This window comes from Streptomyces albiaxialis (assembly GCF_039530985.1).
GTDB classification, from domain to species: domain Bacteria; phylum Actinomycetota; class Actinomycetes; order Streptomycetales; family Streptomycetaceae; genus Streptomyces; species Streptomyces albiaxialis.
Genome location: NZ_BAAAPE010000001.1, coordinates 495,726 through 511,560, shown reverse-complemented (window position 1 = coordinate 511,560; position 15,835 = coordinate 495,726). Strand labels below are relative to the sequence as shown.

Below are 15,835 nucleotides of genomic sequence, written 5' to 3'. Positions count from 1 at the left end.
GTCTAGGGTCCCAGGGCATGAGTTCGACCCCCGCACCGCATAGACCCCATCCCGCCGCCCGTCCCGCCGCTCACCCCGTCCGGGTGCTCCGGCACGTATGGATCCCGCTCAAGGACGGCACGCGGCTCGCCGCGCGCGTCTGGCTCCCGGCCCACGCGGGAACGGACGCCCCCGTACCGGCCGTCCTGGAGTACATCCCGTACCGCAAGAACGACGGGACGGCGCCGCGCGACGCGACGCTGCACGGGCAGTTCGCGCAGGCCGGCTATGCCGCCGTCCGCGTGGACTGCCGGGGCAGCGGCGACTCCGACGGCGTGATGCTCGACGAGTACCACCAGACGGAGCTGGACGACGCCCTCGAAGTCCTCGCCTGGATCGAGCGGCAGGACTGGTCCGACGGGCAGGCCGCGATCATCGGCAAGTCCTGGGGCGGCTTCAACGGCCTCCAGATCGCCGCGCTCCGGCCCCCGCAGCTCCGCTGCGTCGTCACCGTCTGCTCGACCGACGACCGTTACGCGGACGATGTGCACTACGCGGGCGGCGCCCTGCTCGCCTCCGAGATGCTGCCCTGGGCCGCGACGATGCTCGCCTACAACGCCCGCCCCGGCGACCCCTCCGTGCTGGGCGAGCGCTGGCGCGAGGAGTGGCTCGCGCGGCTCGACGCGACCGTGCCGTACGCCGAGACGTGGCTCTCCCACCAGCGCCGCGACGCGTACTGGCGGCACGGCTCGGTGTGCGAGGACTACTCCGCGATCGAGGTGCCCGTCTACGCGGTCGGCGGCTGGCTCGACCCGTACCGGGGCGCGATATTCCGGCTGGCGGAACACCTGGACCCCGAGAAGGCCCCGGTCAAGGCCCTGATCGGGCCCTGGGCGCACACCTACCCGCACCAGGCCGAGCCCGGACCGGCGATGGACTTCCAGGGCGAGTGCGTGCGCTGGTTCGACCACTGGATGCGCGGCGCCGACAACGGGATGGGGGCACCTCCCATGCCGAAGGCCATGGGGGAGGAGGAGCCCCGGCTGCGCGCCTGGATGCCCGACTCCGCGCCCGTCGGCACCGACCGCGAGACCCGGCCCGGGCGCTGGATCGCCGAGCCGTCCTGGCCCGCGCCCGGCGTCACCGCCACCCGCACCCCGCTCGCGGAGCTGAGCCACGAGGGCACCGCCCTCCTCCGCTCCCCGCTCGCGCTCGGCGCGGCCTCGGGCGACTTCCTCAAGTTCGGCGACATACCGGGCCAGTACGCCGACCAGGCCGCCGACGACGGGCGCTCGGCCTGCTTCACCGGGGAGCCGCTGGCGGAGACCGTCGAGATCCTCGGCGTCCCCTCCGTCACCCTCCGCGTCACCGCTGACCGCCCGCAGGCCCAGCTCGCGGCGCGGCTGTGCGAGGTCTTCCCCGACGGCTCCTCCAAGCTCGTCACCACCGGGCTGCTCAACCTCACCCACCGGGACGGCCACGCCGAGCCCGAACCGCTGGAGCCCGGGCGTGCGTACGACGTCACCGTGCCGCTCTTCGCGATCGGGCACGCCTTCGGCGCCGGGAACCGGATACGTGTCGCCGTCTCCGCCTCCCTGTGGCCCTGGGCCTGGCCGTCCCCGGAGAAGGTCACCCTCGAACTCGACCCCGCGCACGGCGAACTGAGCCTCCCCGTACGGGAGCCGCGGGACGCCGACGCCGCGCTGCGCCCGTACGGGCCGCCGCGCGAGGGCCCGCCGCACAGCATCGAGCTGACCGGTATCCCCGGCGAACGGACCGTCACCCTCGACCTGGAGACCGGTGAGCAGACGATCCTCACGACGCCCGCCGACGGCACCATGACCGACCACGCCGACGGCCTCACCCGTACCGGCCGGGACCTCAACCGCTTCCGGCTCACCGAGGGCGACCCCCTCTCGGCCGCCGTCGAGTGCGAGCGCGAGGAGACGATCAGCCGGGCCAGGGACGGCTGGGCCGCCCGCGTGCACACCCGCTCCCGGATGACCGCCGACTCCACCGACTTCCTCGTCGTCAACGAGCTGACGGCGTACGAGGGCAGCGGCGCGGAGGAGCGCGAGGTCTTCACCCGGACCTGGTCGTTCTCCGTCCCCCGGGACCAGGTGTGAGGCCCGCCCCGGCCGCCCGCGCGACCGGCGCGGCCCTCCTCGCCCTCGCCTGCCTCGCGGCCCTCACCGGCTGCGGACGGGCGGGGGCAGCGCCCGGCGGGAAGCCGACCGTCGTCATCGGCGCCAAGCAGTTCACCGAGCAGTGGATCATCGGCGAGATGTACAAGAAGGGCCTGGAGAAGGCCGGTTACGACGTCGAGCTGAAGTCGAACATCGGCAGCACGGAGATCATCGACAGCGCCCTGACCTCCGGCCAGATCGATCTCTATCCCGAGTACACCGGCGTGATCCTCCAGGTGCTCGCCGCGCAGGAGAGGATCCCGCACTCGGCGGCGGCCACGTTCCGCGAGGCCAAGAAGTTCCAGGAACAGCGCGGCCACGGGCTGACGATGCTCGACCCGACGCCGTTCCAGAACAAGAACGCGGTCGGGGTCAAGCCCGCGCTCGCGAAGAAGTACGGCCTCAAGACCATCGGCGACCTCAGGAAGGTGCCCAAGGTCCGCTTCGCCGAGTACCCCGACAACATCGAGGGCGCCGTCGGCTACACCGAGATGGCGAAGCGGTACGGCCTGACCAACACCAAGGTCAAGTCCCTCAACATCGGCCTCCAGTACACCGCGCTGGACCACGGCGAGGTCGAGGCCGCCGACGTCTTCACCACCGATCCGCAGCTCGCCAAGGGCGACTACACGCTGCTCGAGGACGACAAGGGCTTCTACGGCTTCCAGAACGTCGCCCCCGTCGTGCACGAGGACGTGCTGAAGGAGCAGGGCCCCGGCTTCGCCAAGGTGCTGAACCGGATCGACGGCCTGCTGACGGAGAAGGCCGTCCAGGACCTCAACCGGGCCGTCGACACCGTACGGCTCACGCCCGGCGAGGTCGCCGAGCGGTTCCTCAAGGCCAACGGCCTTCTCTAGGAGAACAACCCCATGACTCAGCAATCCACAGCGGACGCACGGGAAATCGTCTTCGACCACGTCGTCAAGACGTACCCGGGCTCGGACACGCCCGCCGTCGACGACCTCTCCCTCACCGTCCCCGCGGGCGAGATCTGCGTGCTGCTCGGCCCCTCCGGCTCCGGCAAGACGACCGCGCTGATGATGGTCAACCGCCTCGCCGAGCCCACCGGCGGCGACATCCGCATCGGCGGCAAGTCCATCACCGACCTCGACCCGATCGAACTGCGCCGCTCCATCGGCTACGTCATCCAGCAGACCGGCCTCTTCCCGCACCTGTCGATCGCCGACAACGTCGCGACCGTGCCCAAGGTCCTCGGCTGGGACAAGAAGCGGATCAAGGAGCGCGTCGGCGAGCTGCTGGAGCTGGTCGGGCTGCCCGTCGGCGAGTACGGCAGGCGGTACCCCTCGCAGCTCTCCGGCGGCCAGCGGCAGCGCGTCGGCATCGCGCGGGCGCTCGCCGCTGACCCGCCGGTGATGCTGATGGACGAGCCGTTCGGCGCGCTCGACCCGATCACCCGCGAGCACGTCCAGGACGAGTTCCTCGCGCTGCACGAGCGGATACGCAAGACCGTCATCTTCGTCAGCCACGACATCGACGAGGCCGTGAAGATGGGCGACCGTATCGCGATCTTCCGCGAGGGCGGCAGGCTCGCCCAGTACGACACCCCGCGCACGCTGCTCAAGCAGCCCGCCGACGCGTTCGTCGCCCGCTTCGTCGGCGCCGACCGGGGCCTGAAGCGGCTCACGCTGACGCGCCTCGCGGACCTGGACCTCGCCCCGGTCACCGCAGCCGAGGGCCTCCCGGACCTCGCGTCCGACGCCACGCTCCGCTCCGCGCTCTCCCTGATGGTCGCCGAGGGCACGGACGCCGTCCGGGTACTGGACGCGTCCGGTGAGGTGCTGGGTGAGGCCTCGCTGGACGCCGTACGGAAGGCGGGCGCGGCATGAGCGCACCGCTGTCCGGAGGACCGGTCATCCCCGACTTCGGGGAGCCCAGTTCCTGCGTCGCGAACGACTCGACGTTCTGCGCCGACTGGTTCACCGGCCACTGGTCGAACCTGTTCTGGCCGGCGCTGGTCGAGCACCTCGAACTCACCCTGATCGCCGTCGCGATCGGCTTCGTCCTCGCCGTGGCCGCCGCGGTCCTGGCCCACTTCCAGGGCTGGCTGGCGGCCCCGGTCTCGGGCGTGGCCTCGTTCCTCTACACGGTGCCGCCGCTCGCGCTCTTCCAGCTCCTGGTCCCGGTGACGGGCTTCTCGGTCCTCACGGTCGAGATCGCCCTGGTCTCCTACACCCTCTACCTGCTCTTCACGACGATCCTCACGGGCCTGCGCGAGGTCCCCGAGGACGCCGTACGGGCCGCGCGCGGCATGGGCCTGACCCGCCGCCAGATCCTCTTCAAGGTCGAACTCCGGCTCGCCGTCCCCTCGCTGATCGCGGGGCTGCGCGTCGCGACGGTCATGACGATCGGCGTCGTCGCCATCGCGGCCTACGTCGTCGACCAGGGCCTCGGCTCGCTGATCCTCAAGGCGCTCCAGTCGCCGTTCAACACCCAGTTCATCGGCGCGGGCGCGCTGGCGGTGGCCCTGGCGCTGGCGGCGGACGCCGTGCTGGTGCTGGCCGGACGGCTGCTCACGCCCTGGGCCCGGACAAGGAGGGCATGAGAAATGGGCACCTTCCTCGACTCCTTCTCCTTCATGGCCGACCGGCTGCCGCTCCTCCTGGAGAAGACGGGCCAGCACGTGTGGATGTGCGCGGTCGTCATCGCCGTCTCGCTGGCGGTCGCCGTCCCGGCGGGCCTCTGGCTCGGCCACCTCCACAAGGGCGAGTTCCTGACGACGAGCATCTCCAACATCGGGCGCGCGCTCCCGAACCTCGCCGTCATCGCCATCGGCCTGGGCATCTTCGGGCTCACCTTCACGAACATCGCGATCGCCCTGCTCATCACGGCGATCCCGCCGATCCTCAGCCAGGCGTACCTGGCCGTCGACCAGGTCGATCCGGATCTCGTCCGCTCGGCGCGCGGCATGGGCCTCACCCCGGCCCAGGTCCTCTTCAAGGTCGAACTGCCGCTCGCGCTCCCGCTGCTCTTCTCCGGCATCCGGATCGCGGTGGTCTACGTGATCTCCAGCGCGACCCTCGCCACGGTCGCGGGCGGCGGCGGCCTCGGGGACATCGTCCTGGGCCAGGCGACGTACGGCCTCCAGGGCGTCATCGCGGCGGCCCTGTGGGTCGCGGCCCTCGCCCTCCTCGCCGACGGAGGCCTCGCCCTCCTCCAGCGCGCGCTGGTCCCGAAAGGACTGCGGGCCGCCAGAAGCTGACGGCCCGCGGCCCCGGGGGACGGCCTCACCGGATCACTTGGTGAGGTCGTCCTCCATCTCGTCCAGGATCTTGTTCGCGGCCGTGTAGCCGATGCCCTGGATCCACAGCTCGTCCTCGACGTGGAAGGCCTTCTTGTCCTTCACCGCCCGCATGTTCTTCCACAGCGGGCTCTTGACGGCCTTCTGCTCGCCGGACTTCTTCGTGTCGCCGTACGAGGTGTAGAAGACGACGTCCGCGTCGCCCTTGTCGACCTGCTCGGGGCTGACGTCCATCGCCAGGCCGTTGTACGCCTTCGCCTGGTCGGCGACCTTCGGGCGGCCGAGGCCGACGTCCTTCAGCAGCGTGGCCACGTACGCCTTGTGGCCGTAGATGCGGGTGTCGGCGCCCTCCTGGAAGCGGATGACGCTCGTCTCGATCTTCGCGGCCTTGTCCTTGCCGCCGACGGCGTCCGTCACCTTCTCGGTGTGGGCCCGGTAGTCCGCGAGGACCTTCTTCGCCTCGGCCTTCTTGCCGAGCGCGTCGGCGTGCACCTGGAAGTTCTCCTTCCAGGGGTAGCCCGTCGTCTTCGTCATCACCGTCGGCGCGATCTTCGACAGCTCGTCGTAACGGTCCGCGTCGCGCTCCTTGTTGGTGAGGATCAGGTCCGGCTTGAGCGCCGCGACCTTCTCCATGCTGGGCTGCGCGATGACGCCGACGTTCTGGATGCCCTTGACCTTGTCCTTGGGGAGGTAGGACAGGAAGGGCTTGCCGGGCTGCGCCGTCGTCGCGCCCAGCGGCTTGACGCCGAGCGTGATCGCGGAGTCCAGCTCGGCGGTGTCCAGGACGACGACGCGCTTGGGGTCGTTCGGGACCTTCACGTCGCCGTTGGCGGTCTTGACGGTGTGCGTGCCTCCCTTGGAGGACTTCTCCCCGGAACTGTCGTCCGAGCCGCACGCGGAGAGCGTCAGCGCGGAGGCCAGGGGAATCGCGATGAGGGCCGCGGAGCGGGTGACCTTCATGGTGTGGCCTTTCGTAGGGCGATGCTGGGGGTGCCGGGCACGACGAGCGGGTCGCCCGTCACCGGATCCGGGATGACGACGGACTCCAGCCCGAACACCTCCCGGACGAGGTCGGCGGTCACGGTCTCGTCCGGCGGTCCCTGCGCGACGATCCGGCCGTCCTTCATGGCGACGAGATGGTCGGCGTACCGCGCCGCCTGGTTCAGGTCGTGCAGCACCATCACGACGGTGCGCCCGCGGTCGTGGTTGAGCTGCCGCACCAGGTCCAGGACCTCGACCTGGTGCGCGATGTCGAGGTACGTGGTCGGCTCGTCCAACAGCAGCAGGTCCGTCTCCTGCGCGAGCGCCATCGCGATCCACACGCGCTGCCGCTGCCCGCCCGACAGCTCGTCCACCGGCCGGTCGCCCAGCTCGGTGACGTCCGTGCGCTCCATCGCGTCCGTCACGGCCCGCTCGTCGTCCTCGGACCACTGCTGCCACCAGTGCTGGTGCGGCTGCCGTCCGCGCGAGACGAGGTCGGCGACGGTGATCGCCTCGGGCGCCACGGGCGACTGCGGCAGCAGCCCGATCGACTGCGCGATCTTCCGCGTCGGGGTACGGGCCAGCTCCGCGCCGTCCAGCAGCACCGAGCCGTGCTTCGGCTTGAGCAGCCGGCCCAGGGCACGCAGCGTGGTCGACTTCCCGCAGGCGTTCGGCCCGACGACGACGGTGACCTCGCCGTCCGGCACGTCCAGGTCCAGCCCTTCCACGACCGTACGGTCGTCGTAGGCGAGGGTCAGCCCGCGCGCGGCGAGACGGGACGTCGGGCTCGGGGTCTCAGAGGTCTCACGGGTCTCGCTCATGACGTGGCTCCAGTACGGCTGCGACGGCCTTGCTTGCTGCTGCTCGTACGCACGATCAGCCAGATCAGGTACGGGGCGCCGACCGCCGCCGTCAGCACACCCACCGGCAGCTCGGTCGGCGCGAACAGCTTGCGGGCCAGCAGGTCCCCGAGCGTGACGATGAACGCCCCCAGCAGCGCCGAGGAGACGAGCGGGATCTGCGCCGTACGCGTCAGGCGGCGGGCGATCTGCGGGGCGAGCAGCGCCACGAAGTCGATCGGCCCGGCCGCGCCCGTCGCGACCGACGCGAGGACGACGCCCGTGAAGACGAGCCCGAGCCGGTTGCGCCCCAGATGCACGCCGAGCGCCGTGGCCGTGTCGTCGTCGAGCGTGACGTTGCGCTGCGCGCGGGCCGACCAGACGACCAGCGGCAGCATCAGCAGCAGCGCGATGCCCAGCGGGGCGGCCTGGTCCCAGCCCCGGCCGTTGAGCGAACCGGTCATCCACACCTTCGCCTGCTGCGCGACGAGATAGTCGCCCTTGGTCAGGAAGAGGTGCGTGACCGAGCGCAGCGCCACCGAGATGCCGATGCCGATCAGCACGAACCGGGTCGCGTGCAGACCGCCGCGCCACGCGAACACGTACACGAGCGCGGCGGCGGCGAGACCGCCGGTGACGGAGAGGTACGGGAGCGCGGCGTACGAGGTGATGCCGTACGTCATCGCGCCGACCGTCAACGCCGAGGCCCCGTGCGTCACCCCGATGATCTCCGGGCTCGCGAGCGGGTTGCGGGCCACGGTCTGGATGAGGGCACCGGCGACCCCGAGGGCCGCGCCCGCCATGAGGCCCACCACGAGCCGCGGCATCCTGAGCGTCCCCACGACCAGCTCGTCCGGCGACGGCCGGCCGAACATCACCTTCACCACTTCGGTGGGGCTGACCGTCGTCTCGCCGAGCGTCAGATTCGCCACGGTGGCGGCGAAGAGCGCGAGCGCGAGCCCGGCACCCACGAGCAGAGCCCGCTTGTGCACGAGCCAGGACGTACGTCCGCTGCGTATCGCCTTGTACCCGGCGGGGGTGTGCAGCGCGGTCACCGGACCGCCCCCGAAGCGCCGTCGCGGGCCGCGGCCCGGTGGGTGGGCTGCGCTTGCCCACCCTGCGCCCCTGGCGCAGACTGCCCAAGCGCAGCAGGGAATGACGGGGCTTGCCCCCTCAGGGGCGCGGGGAACTGCGCGACCGGCCACGGCGCAGCCGCACTCGCCGACGCAGCCTGACGTGGCAGCCCGGAAGGCGGAACCGGAATCACGCCGCCACCCCCTTCTTCCTCCGGACGAGGGCGATGAGGAACGGGACGCCGATCAGGGCGGTCATGACCCCGGCGGGCACCTCGCCGGGACGCATCACCAGACGTCCCGCCACATCGGAGACGAGCAGCACCACAGGGCCCAGCAGCGCGGCCATCGGCAGGAGCCACCGGTGGTCGCCGCCCACGATCGCGCGGGCGACGTGGGGGACGGCGAGGCCCACGAACGCGATGGGCCCGGCAGCGGCGACCCCGACACCCGTCAGGACCGTCGCGCCGAGCCCGCCGACCACCCGTACCGTCGCGACGTTCTGGCCGAGGCCCTTCGCGACGTCCTCGCCGAGGGCCAGCGCGTCGAGACCGCGTGCGACGGTCAGGACGAGCAGCAGCCCGGCGACGAGGAACGGCCATATCTGCCCGGCGATCTCCGCGTCCCGCCCGGAGAGCGAGCCGACCTGCCAGAAGCGGAACTCGTCCAGGGCGGCGGCCCGCGTCGTGAGGATCGCGGAGATCACGGCGACCAGCAGCGCGTTGACCGCGGCGCCCGCGAGCGCGAGCTTCACCGGCGTGGCGCCGCCCCGGCCGCGCGCGGCGACCGCGTAGACCCCGACGGCCGCGATCCCGGCACCGGCGAACGCGAACCACACGTAGCCCGTCAGCGTGTGCACTCCCGCGAAGGCGATCGCGCAGACGACGCCGACCGAGGCGCCCTGGCTGATGCCGAGGATGCCGGGCTCGGCGATGGGGTTGCGGGTGAGGCCCTGCATGACGGTGCCCGCGACGCCGAGCGCGGCGCCGACCATGAGGCCGACGAGGGTGCGGGGGACGCGCATGGTGCGGATGACCTCGGCGGCGTTGCTGTCGCCGCCGTGCAGCAGCACGTGCCAGACCTCGCCGGGCGCGATCGAGCGGGAGCCGAGCGCGAGGCTCAGCAGCGCGGCGAGGGCCAGCGCGGCGAGCGCCGCCAGCGTCCAGGCGAGCCGCCGCGCGAGGACCGCGCGGCGCGGGGTGCGGGACCCGGTGCCGCCGGAACGCCCCTTGGCGCCCCGGGCGCTCCCGTGCGGGGCGCCGCCGGGCGTGGTCGTCGGTGCGGCGGAAGGCATCGTGTCCTCGGGTTCATAGGTTAGGCAGCCCTTATCGTAAGGGGTGCGGCAAGGCAGAATGATCGGCATGGCTCAGCACCACCTCCCGGCCCCGACCATCGGCTTCGACCTCGACATGACCCTGATCGACTCCCGGCCGGGCATCCGCGCGGCGTACGTCGAACTGGCGCGGGAGACCGGCGCGTACATCGACGCCGACCTGGCGGTCACCCGCCTCGGGCCGCCGCTCGCGGAGGAGCTGGCGCACTGGTTCCCGGCCGAGGAGATCCCGGCCATGGCCGATCGCTACCGCGCTCTGTACCCGCGTTTCGCCGTCGCCCCGTCCCCCGCGCTGCCCGGCGCCCACGCGGCGCTGGAGGCCGTACGGGCGCGGGGCGGACGTTCACTCGTCGTCACGGCCAAGCACGAGGGCAACGCGAAGCTGCACCTGGAACACGTGGGGCTGACGCCCGATGTGCTGATCGGCGAGCTGTGGGCGGAGGGCAAGGCGACGGCGCTGCGCGAGCACGGCGCCACGGCGTACGTCGGCGACCACGTGGGCGACGTACGGGGCGCGCGCCGGGCCGGTGTGATCTCTGTCGCAGTGGCGACGGGGCCGTGCGGCGCGGACGAGCTGCGCGCGGAGGGCGCGGACGTGGTGCTGCCCGACCTCACCGCGTTCCCGGACTGGCTGGCCTCGGCGGCCTGATCAGCCCGCCGAGCGGTCCGCGGCGGCCCGGCGCTGGGCCGTGGCCGAGCGCACGAGCCCCGCGGCGGCGAGCGCGAAGCCCGCGCCCATCAGCATGCAGACGAAATACGCGGGCGCCGGAAAGGGCTCGGTGCCGAGAAAGAGCGGCGCCACCGTGACGAGCGTGGCGACCGCGCCGACCAGGAAGACGATGCCGCCGATTCGTACGAGAAGATCACCGGCGGAGGGAGTTTCAGCGTTCACCCGCTCAGGGTAGGCCCGGGAGCAGGAGCGCGGAGGAACCGTCCGGCGGCACCTTGCCACCGGGCTTCGGGCCATTAACCTTGGTGTTGGCGGGTCTTTCGGGCCCGCTCAACTGCTATTCCGGGGGTTTGGGGGGCGTCTTCACGAGCGTCGACGGCCTTCGGCCTCGCACAGCAGAGCCAGTCTTTCAGCAGCCGTAGCCCCGGGAAATCCGGACGAGTACAAGGACGAGGACAGACGTGCCTACCGGCAAGGTCAAGTGGTTCAACAGTGAGAAAGGTTTCGGCTTTCTCTCCCGCGACGACGGCGGTGACGTCTTCGTGCACTCGTCGGTCCTCCCGGACGGAGTGGACACCCTGAAGCCCGGCCAGCGGGTCGAGTTCGGTGTCGTCGCGGGGCAGCGAGGTGACCAGGCTCTCTCGGTGACCCTGCTGGACCCCGCCCCGTCCGTCGCGGCGGCGCAGCGCCGTAAGCCGGACGAGCTGGCCTCGATCGTGCAGGACCTCACGACGCTGCTGGACGGCGTCTCCCAGTCCCTGGAGCGCGGGCGCTACCCGGACAAGCAGCACGGCCGCAAGATCGCCGGCATGCTCCGCGCCGTCGCGGACCAACTGGACGTCTAGAAGGGCTCAGGGGAAAGCGAGGGCATCAGCCGGGAGGGGCGGGACCAGCCCCTCTTCGGCGGCCCTGGTCAGCAGGCCCCGTACGGCCCCGTAGCCGTCCTCGCCCAGGTCCTCCGTGAACTCGTTGACGTAGAGCGCGATGTGCTGGTCGGCGACCGCGGGGTCCATCTCCTGGGCGTGGGCGGCGACGTACGGGCGGGCGGCCTCCGGGTCGGCCCAGGCCGCGCGGACCGAGGCCCGGGCGCTCTCGGCCAGCGTGCGCAGCGTCTCCTCACCGAGCGAGCGCCTGGCGATGATCGCGCCCAGCGGGATGGGCAGGCCCGTGGTGGCCTCCCAGTGCTCGCCCATGTCGGCGAGCTTGTGCAGCCCGTAGTCCTGGTACGTGAAGCGGGCCTCGTGGATCACGAGCCCGGCGTCGATCCTCCCGTCGCGCACCGCGGGCATGATCTCGTGGAACGGCATCACGACGACCTCGCCGACCCCGCCCGGCACCTCGCTCGCCGCCCACAGCCGGAACAGCAGGTACGCCGTGGACCGCTCGCTCGGTACGGCCACGCGCTTCCCGGCGATCGACGCGGGGCCGCCCGGCTCCGCCGTCAGCACCAGCGGCCCGCAGCCGCGGCCGAGCGCGCCGCCGCAGGGCAGCAGCGCGTACTCGTCCAGCACCCAGGGGAGGACGGCGTACGACACCTTCAGCACATCGCCCTCGCCGCGTTCGGCCATCCCGTTGGTCACGTCGATGTCGGCGAACGTCACGTCGAGCGCCGGGGCGCCCGGGACGCGGCCGTGGGCCCACGCGTCGAAGACGAACGTGTCGTTGGGGCAGGGGGAGTAGGCGATGCTCACGGCGTCCATGGTGCGGCTCCTGTCTGTGCGAGCGCGGAGAAGGCGGCGGTCAGCGCCGCCAGCGCCTCCGGGATGCGCCAGGCCGCACGGTCGCGCGGTCCTACGGGGTTGGAGACGGCGCGGATCTCCAGCACCGGTGTCCGGTGGAGCGCCGCGGCCTCCGCCACCCCGAAGCCCTCCATGGCCTCGGCGGCGGCGCGGGGGTGACGCTCCCTCAGCGCGGCGGCCCGTTCGGCGGTGCCGGTCACGGTGGAGACGGTGAGGACGTCGCCGGGGACGGCGCCCGTCGCCCGCGCGACGTCCCGTACGAGCCCCTCGGGCGGCGTGTGCGTGTCCGTGCCGAAGCCGAGCCCGGTCACGGGCACGAACCCCTCGGGCGTCTCGGCCCCGAGGTCGGCGGCGACGATGCGCTCGGCGACGACGAGCGCACGGTCGCCGAGGAGGTCGAGGAAGCCGCCGCCGATCCCGGCGGAGACGACGAGGTCGTAGGAGCGCCGGGCGAGTGCCGTCGCGGTGCTCGCCGCCGCCGCGGCGGGGCCCACGCCGCCCGCGAGGACGTCGAACGGGGCGCCCGCGGCGACGGCGTCCCGCTCGGCGTCGACGGCGGTCACGACGAGGGTGCGCGGCACGGTCGTCAGGGGGTCAGCCGTTGTCGTTCTTCAGCTTCAGGTGCCAGACGCCCTTGAAGTCGCTGCCGTCCGCCTCGACGATGCTGATCTGCGCCGTCTTCTTCGGCGCGGTGGGCTGGCCCTGGGCGCCCTGCTGCTGGAAGAAGGCCTCGCCGGGGAACGAGTAGTAGGTCTTCTTGACCGGGTCGGGCAGCGCGGGCTGGCCGTTGACGAAGACCAGCCAGCCGTTCTCCGCCATGTCGGGCTCGACGCCGATGCGGAGCTTCTCGCCGGTGCCGACGGAGATCGTCTTGTCCGTCTTCTTGCTGAGGCACTTGCGGACCTCGTCCTGCGGAATCGTCTTCCCGTCGTCGTAGCAGGACGCCTCGGTGGAGATCGAGGTGCTGCCGACCGTGGCCGTGGCACGCGGGGTGGGCTTCTCGCACGCGGACAGAGCGATGAGGCCGAGCGAGACGGCCCCGATGACGGTGGCGGTGCGGATGGTCCGCCGCGACTGTGACGACATGCGGGCAGGCTACCGGGCGGTTCCTGTCACACGACGCGCGGGTGCGGCGTGCCGCCGCGCGACGGGCCCAGCAGCCCTCGTACGGCAGCGAGCACCCCGACGGCCACGACGGCGGCGGCCACGGACATGCCGAGCGGGCCGTTCAGCGGCAGGGACATGGCGATGCCGCCGCCCGCGACCCACGACATCTGCATCAGCGTCTCGGAGCGCGCGAAGGCCGAGGTGCGGAACTCCTCCGGCATGTCCCGCTGGATCAGGGCGTCCAGCGACAGCTTGCCGAGCGCCTGCACGAGGCCCGCCGTGGCGGCGACGGCGGTGACGGCGACCGTGCCGTAGAGCGCGGCGGCGGCGATCGTCGCGCCCAGGGCGCAGAACAGCACGGTGGTCACGATCGCCTCGGGCGCGCGGGCCCGGAGGAGGGCGCCGAGGGCCGTGCCCAGCGCGTTGCCCGTACCGGCGGCGACGCCCACCAGGCCGAGGGAGAGCGCGGCCGACAGCCCGCCGAGGGGGTGCTCGCGGAGCAGGAAGGCGAGGAAGAAGGTGAGGAAGCCGGAGAGGCCGCGCAGCGCGGAGTTCGCGCACAGGGCGCTGAGCACCGAGGTGCCGACCGTCCGCAGCCCCGGCCGGGGGCCCTTGCCGCCCGCGGTGGACTCGGCGGCGAGCTTCGCCTTGCGCTCGCCCTTCGCCGAGTCGACCTTGTGGTCGAGGGAGAAGGAGACGAAGGTGCCCACGCTGAAGACGGCGCAGGCGGCGTAGAGGGGCCAGGCCGGGCCGAGCGCGTTGAGGCCCGCGCCCAGCGGGGCGGCGGCACCGGTGGCGAGGAGCCCGGCGAGGGTGACCCGCGAGTTCGCCTTGACGAGGGAGATCCTCGGCGGCAGCAGCCGGGGCACCACGGCCGAGCGGACCACGCCGTACGCCTTCGAGGAGACCAGCACTCCCAGCGCCGCCGGGTACAGCTCCAGGCCGCCCGTGGCCACCGCGCCCGCCATCGTCAGCGCGAGCAGGGCGCGGGCCAGCATCGCCGCCGCCATCGCCGCGCGCCGCCCGTGCGGGATCCGGTCGAGCAGCGGGCCGATCACCGGGGCGAGGAGCGCGAAGGGCGCCATCGTCACCAGGAGGTACAGCGCGACACGGCCACGCGCTTCCCCCGTGGGGACGGAGAAGAAGACCGTGGAGGCGAGGGCCACGGTGATGAGCATGTCGCCCGCCGAGTTGACGGCGTGCAGCTCGATCAGCCGGCCGAGCCCCGACTCGCCCGCGCCCTGCGCGTGCGTGGCGCGGCGGACGCGGCGCGCCAGCGCGGCGGGCGGCCGTCCGAGGGCGCGCGCGGCACGGAGGGGCTTCCCGGGGCGCCGCCCGGGCATGTCGGCAGCCACGACGTTCAGTGTGCCGCAGAACCGCCGGAGAGGAGGGGCTCGGAGGGCCGCGGCGGCTGGCTGCGGATTCCTTCCCGGGACCTGTGGGGTAGCGTGGGTGGACGGTGCGCACCGCACGGCCCTTTGAGCGCGGGCGCGGACGTCGCAGCGGCCTACAGGTCCCGCTCCGTCCCCGCCGGTCACGCGCCGTCTCCTCAGAGGCCGTACGGGCTGTGCACGCCGACAACGGCGCAACGGCGTAGGAGAGACGATTCTTGTGAGTGCTGCATGAGTGCCGCGACGCGGAGCGCTACGCGTAGCGCGGAGACGAAGAGCACAAGGAGCACGGGGAGCACGAAGGGCTCGGAGAGCACGCCGGCTCCGGGGACCGCCCGGGGCGCCTCCCGGAGCCGGCGTGCTCCCGACAAGCTGTGCGCCGAAGCCGTGGACCTCGCGCGTGACGCGCTGACCGAGGTCACCGGGCCGGAGGTGGTCGGCGACTGGATCGAGGCCGTCGCTGACGGGGACCGCGTCGTCACGCACCATTTCGAGAGCCGCGAGCCCGGCTACCGGGGCTGGCGCTGGGCCGTCACCGTCGCGCGCGCCTCCCGTGCCAAGCACGTCACCGTCGACGAGTCGGTGCTGCTGCCCGGCCCCGAGGCGCTGATGGCGCCCGAGTGGGTGCCGTGGAGCGAGCGGCTGCGCCCCGGCGACCTGGGCCCCGGCGACCTGCTCCCGACCGACGCGGAGGACCTGCGCCTCGAACCCGGCTTCTCCGGCGAGGACGAGGAGCCCGAGGAGCAGGCGACGCCGGAGGAGCCCCCGGCCCGCGGCGGCATCGCGCCCGTCGCGGAGGAGCTGGGCATGGCCCGGCCCCGCGTCCTGTCCCGGTACGGGCTGCACGCCGCGGCCGACCGCTGGGAGGAGGACCACGGCCCGAAGACGGCCATGGCCCAGTCGGCGCCCGCGAGTTGCGTGAGCTGCGGCTTCCTCGTGCCGATGGCGGGCTCGCTGCGCCAGGCGTTCGGGGTCTGCGCGAACGAGTTCAGCCCGGCGGACGGTCACGTCGTCTCCCTCGCCTACGGATGTGGGGGCCACTCCGAGGCCGCCGTCATGCCCCGTCCCCCGCAGCCCCCGCCGCCGGTCCTCGACGAGACGCGGGCCGACTTCGGCTCGGCGGGCGACGAGCTGGCCGGGACCGCGACGGACACGCGCCAGGGCGAGGTGGGCTGACCGGGGGCGGTCCTGCCGAGGTGGGCTGACCCCTTCCCGTGGGGGTACACGCCCCGTTGCGCCTATGCTCCGGTGGCCGGAACAGGCCAGTGCGGGCCCGCA

General features: G+C 72.7%; 17 protein-coding genes. 8 read left to right on the top strand and 9 right to left on the bottom strand.

The genetic code is table 11. From position 1 onward, the window contains the following. Nucleotides 1-17 precede the first annotated feature (17 nt). From ABD343_RS02330 to ABD343_RS02310, 5 genes are read left to right on the top strand one after another with little or no spacing between them, the layout of a single operon-like run. Nucleotides 18-2,105: a CocE/NonD family hydrolase gene (locus tag ABD343_RS02330; protein ID WP_344523373.1), complete on the top strand. Its 2,088-nt coding sequence runs from the start codon at nt 18-20 to the stop codon at nt 2,103-2,105. After that, on the top strand, nt 2,102-3,022 hold the full coding sequence (locus tag ABD343_RS02325) for an ABC transporter substrate-binding protein (RefSeq protein WP_344523370.1): 921 nt from the start codon (nt 2,102-2,104) through the stop codon (nt 3,020-3,022). Before ABD343_RS02330 ends, ABD343_RS02325 begins: the two co-directional genes overlap by 4 nt. Nucleotides 3,023-3,034: 12 nt before the next feature. Next, nucleotides 3,035-4,012 carry an ABC transporter ATP-binding protein gene (locus tag ABD343_RS02320; RefSeq protein ID WP_344523368.1) on the top strand — a complete coding sequence of 326 codons (978 nt, stop codon included), beginning with the start codon at nt 3,035-3,037 and terminating at the stop codon, nt 4,010-4,012. Then, nucleotides 4,009-4,728 (top strand): ABC transporter permease, encoded by a 720-nt coding sequence (locus ABD343_RS02315; RefSeq protein WP_344523366.1) that lies wholly within the window; start codon nt 4,009-4,011, stop codon nt 4,726-4,728. Before ABD343_RS02320 ends, ABD343_RS02315 begins: the two co-directional genes overlap by 4 nt. Nucleotides 4,729-4,731: 3 nt before the next feature. Further along, nucleotides 4,732-5,385 (top strand): ABC transporter permease, encoded by a 654-nt coding sequence (locus ABD343_RS02310; protein ID WP_344523364.1) that lies wholly within the window; start codon nt 4,732-4,734, stop codon nt 5,383-5,385. Between the two features lie 33 nt (nt 5,386-5,418). On the opposite strand, the gene ABD343_RS02305 is transcribed toward ABD343_RS02310, so the two are convergent. From ABD343_RS02305 to ABD343_RS02290, 4 genes are all read right to left on the bottom strand, one after another. Then, on the bottom strand, nt 5,419-6,384 hold the full coding sequence (locus ABD343_RS02305; RefSeq protein ID WP_344523362.1) for an ABC transporter substrate-binding protein: 966 nt from the start codon (nt 6,382-6,384) through the stop codon (nt 5,419-5,421). Continuing rightward, nucleotides 6,381-7,226 carry an ABC transporter ATP-binding protein gene (locus ABD343_RS02300; protein WP_344523360.1) on the bottom strand — a complete coding sequence of 282 codons (846 nt, stop codon included), beginning with the start codon at nt 7,224-7,226 and terminating at the stop codon, nt 6,381-6,383. The genes ABD343_RS02305 and ABD343_RS02300 overlap by 4 nt, the downstream gene beginning before the upstream one ends. Next, nucleotides 7,223-8,299 carry a FecCD family ABC transporter permease gene (locus ABD343_RS02295; RefSeq protein ID WP_344523358.1) on the bottom strand — a complete coding sequence of 359 codons (1,077 nt, stop codon included), beginning with the start codon at nt 8,297-8,299 and terminating at the stop codon, nt 7,223-7,225. Before ABD343_RS02295 ends, ABD343_RS02300 begins: the two co-directional genes overlap by 4 nt. Before the next feature lie 208 nt (nt 8,300-8,507). Continuing rightward, on the bottom strand, nt 8,508-9,611 hold the full coding sequence (locus ABD343_RS02290) for a FecCD family ABC transporter permease (protein ID WP_344523356.1): 1,104 nt from the start codon (nt 9,609-9,611) through the stop codon (nt 8,508-8,510). Between the two features lie 67 nt (nt 9,612-9,678). Between ABD343_RS02290 and ABD343_RS02285 the strand changes: the two genes are divergently transcribed. Further along, on the top strand, nt 9,679-10,299 hold the full coding sequence (locus tag ABD343_RS02285; protein ID WP_425578083.1) for an HAD family hydrolase: 621 nt from the start codon (nt 9,679-9,681) through the stop codon (nt 10,297-10,299). On the opposite strand, the gene ABD343_RS02280 is transcribed toward ABD343_RS02285, so the two are convergent. Next, the gene (locus tag ABD343_RS02280; protein ID WP_344523352.1) at nt 10,300-10,542 is read right to left on the bottom strand and encodes a hypothetical protein; all 243 of its coding nucleotides are present in this window, start codon (nt 10,540-10,542) and stop codon (nt 10,300-10,302) included. It lies immediately after the preceding gene. A gap of 239 nt (nt 10,543-10,781) precedes the next feature. On the opposite strand from ABD343_RS02280, the gene ABD343_RS02275 reads away from it, so the two are divergent. Next, a complete protein-coding gene (locus ABD343_RS02275) occupies nt 10,782-11,165 on the top strand; it encodes a cold-shock protein (protein WP_344523350.1) in 384 nt (127 codons plus the stop codon). 6 nt (nt 11,166-11,171) lie between these two features. Here ABD343_RS02275 and ABD343_RS02270 read toward each other — a convergent pair whose 3' ends face one another. Genes ABD343_RS02270 through ABD343_RS02255 form a run of 4 tightly spaced genes read right to left on the bottom strand, consistent with a single transcriptional unit; the run spans nt 11,172 to nt 14,509 of the window. Next, nucleotides 11,172-12,020 (bottom strand): 1,4-dihydroxy-6-naphtoate synthase, encoded by an 849-nt coding sequence (locus ABD343_RS02270; RefSeq protein ID WP_344523348.1) that lies wholly within the window; start codon nt 12,018-12,020, stop codon nt 11,172-11,174. Next, nucleotides 12,008-12,640: a futalosine hydrolase gene (locus ABD343_RS02265; protein ID WP_344523346.1), complete on the bottom strand. Its 633-nt coding sequence runs from the start codon at nt 12,638-12,640 to the stop codon at nt 12,008-12,010. Before ABD343_RS02265 ends, ABD343_RS02270 begins: the two co-directional genes overlap by 13 nt. Nucleotides 12,641-12,653: 13 nt before the next feature. Further along, nucleotides 12,654-13,145: a DUF2771 domain-containing protein gene (locus ABD343_RS02260; protein ID WP_344523344.1), complete on the bottom strand. Its 492-nt coding sequence runs from the start codon at nt 13,143-13,145 to the stop codon at nt 12,654-12,656. Between the two features lie 26 nt (nt 13,146-13,171). Then, complete coding sequence (locus tag ABD343_RS02255) at nt 13,172-14,509, bottom strand: MFS transporter (RefSeq protein WP_344524349.1); 1,338 nt, start codon at nt 14,507-14,509, stop codon at nt 13,172-13,174. 435 nt (nt 14,510-14,944) lie between these two features. On the opposite strand from ABD343_RS02255, the gene ABD343_RS02250 reads away from it, so the two are divergent. Continuing rightward, nucleotides 14,945-15,733 (top strand): DUF3027 domain-containing protein, encoded by a 789-nt coding sequence (locus ABD343_RS02250; RefSeq protein ID WP_344523342.1) that lies wholly within the window; start codon nt 14,945-14,947, stop codon nt 15,731-15,733. Nucleotides 15,734-15,835: the final 102 nt, after the last annotated feature.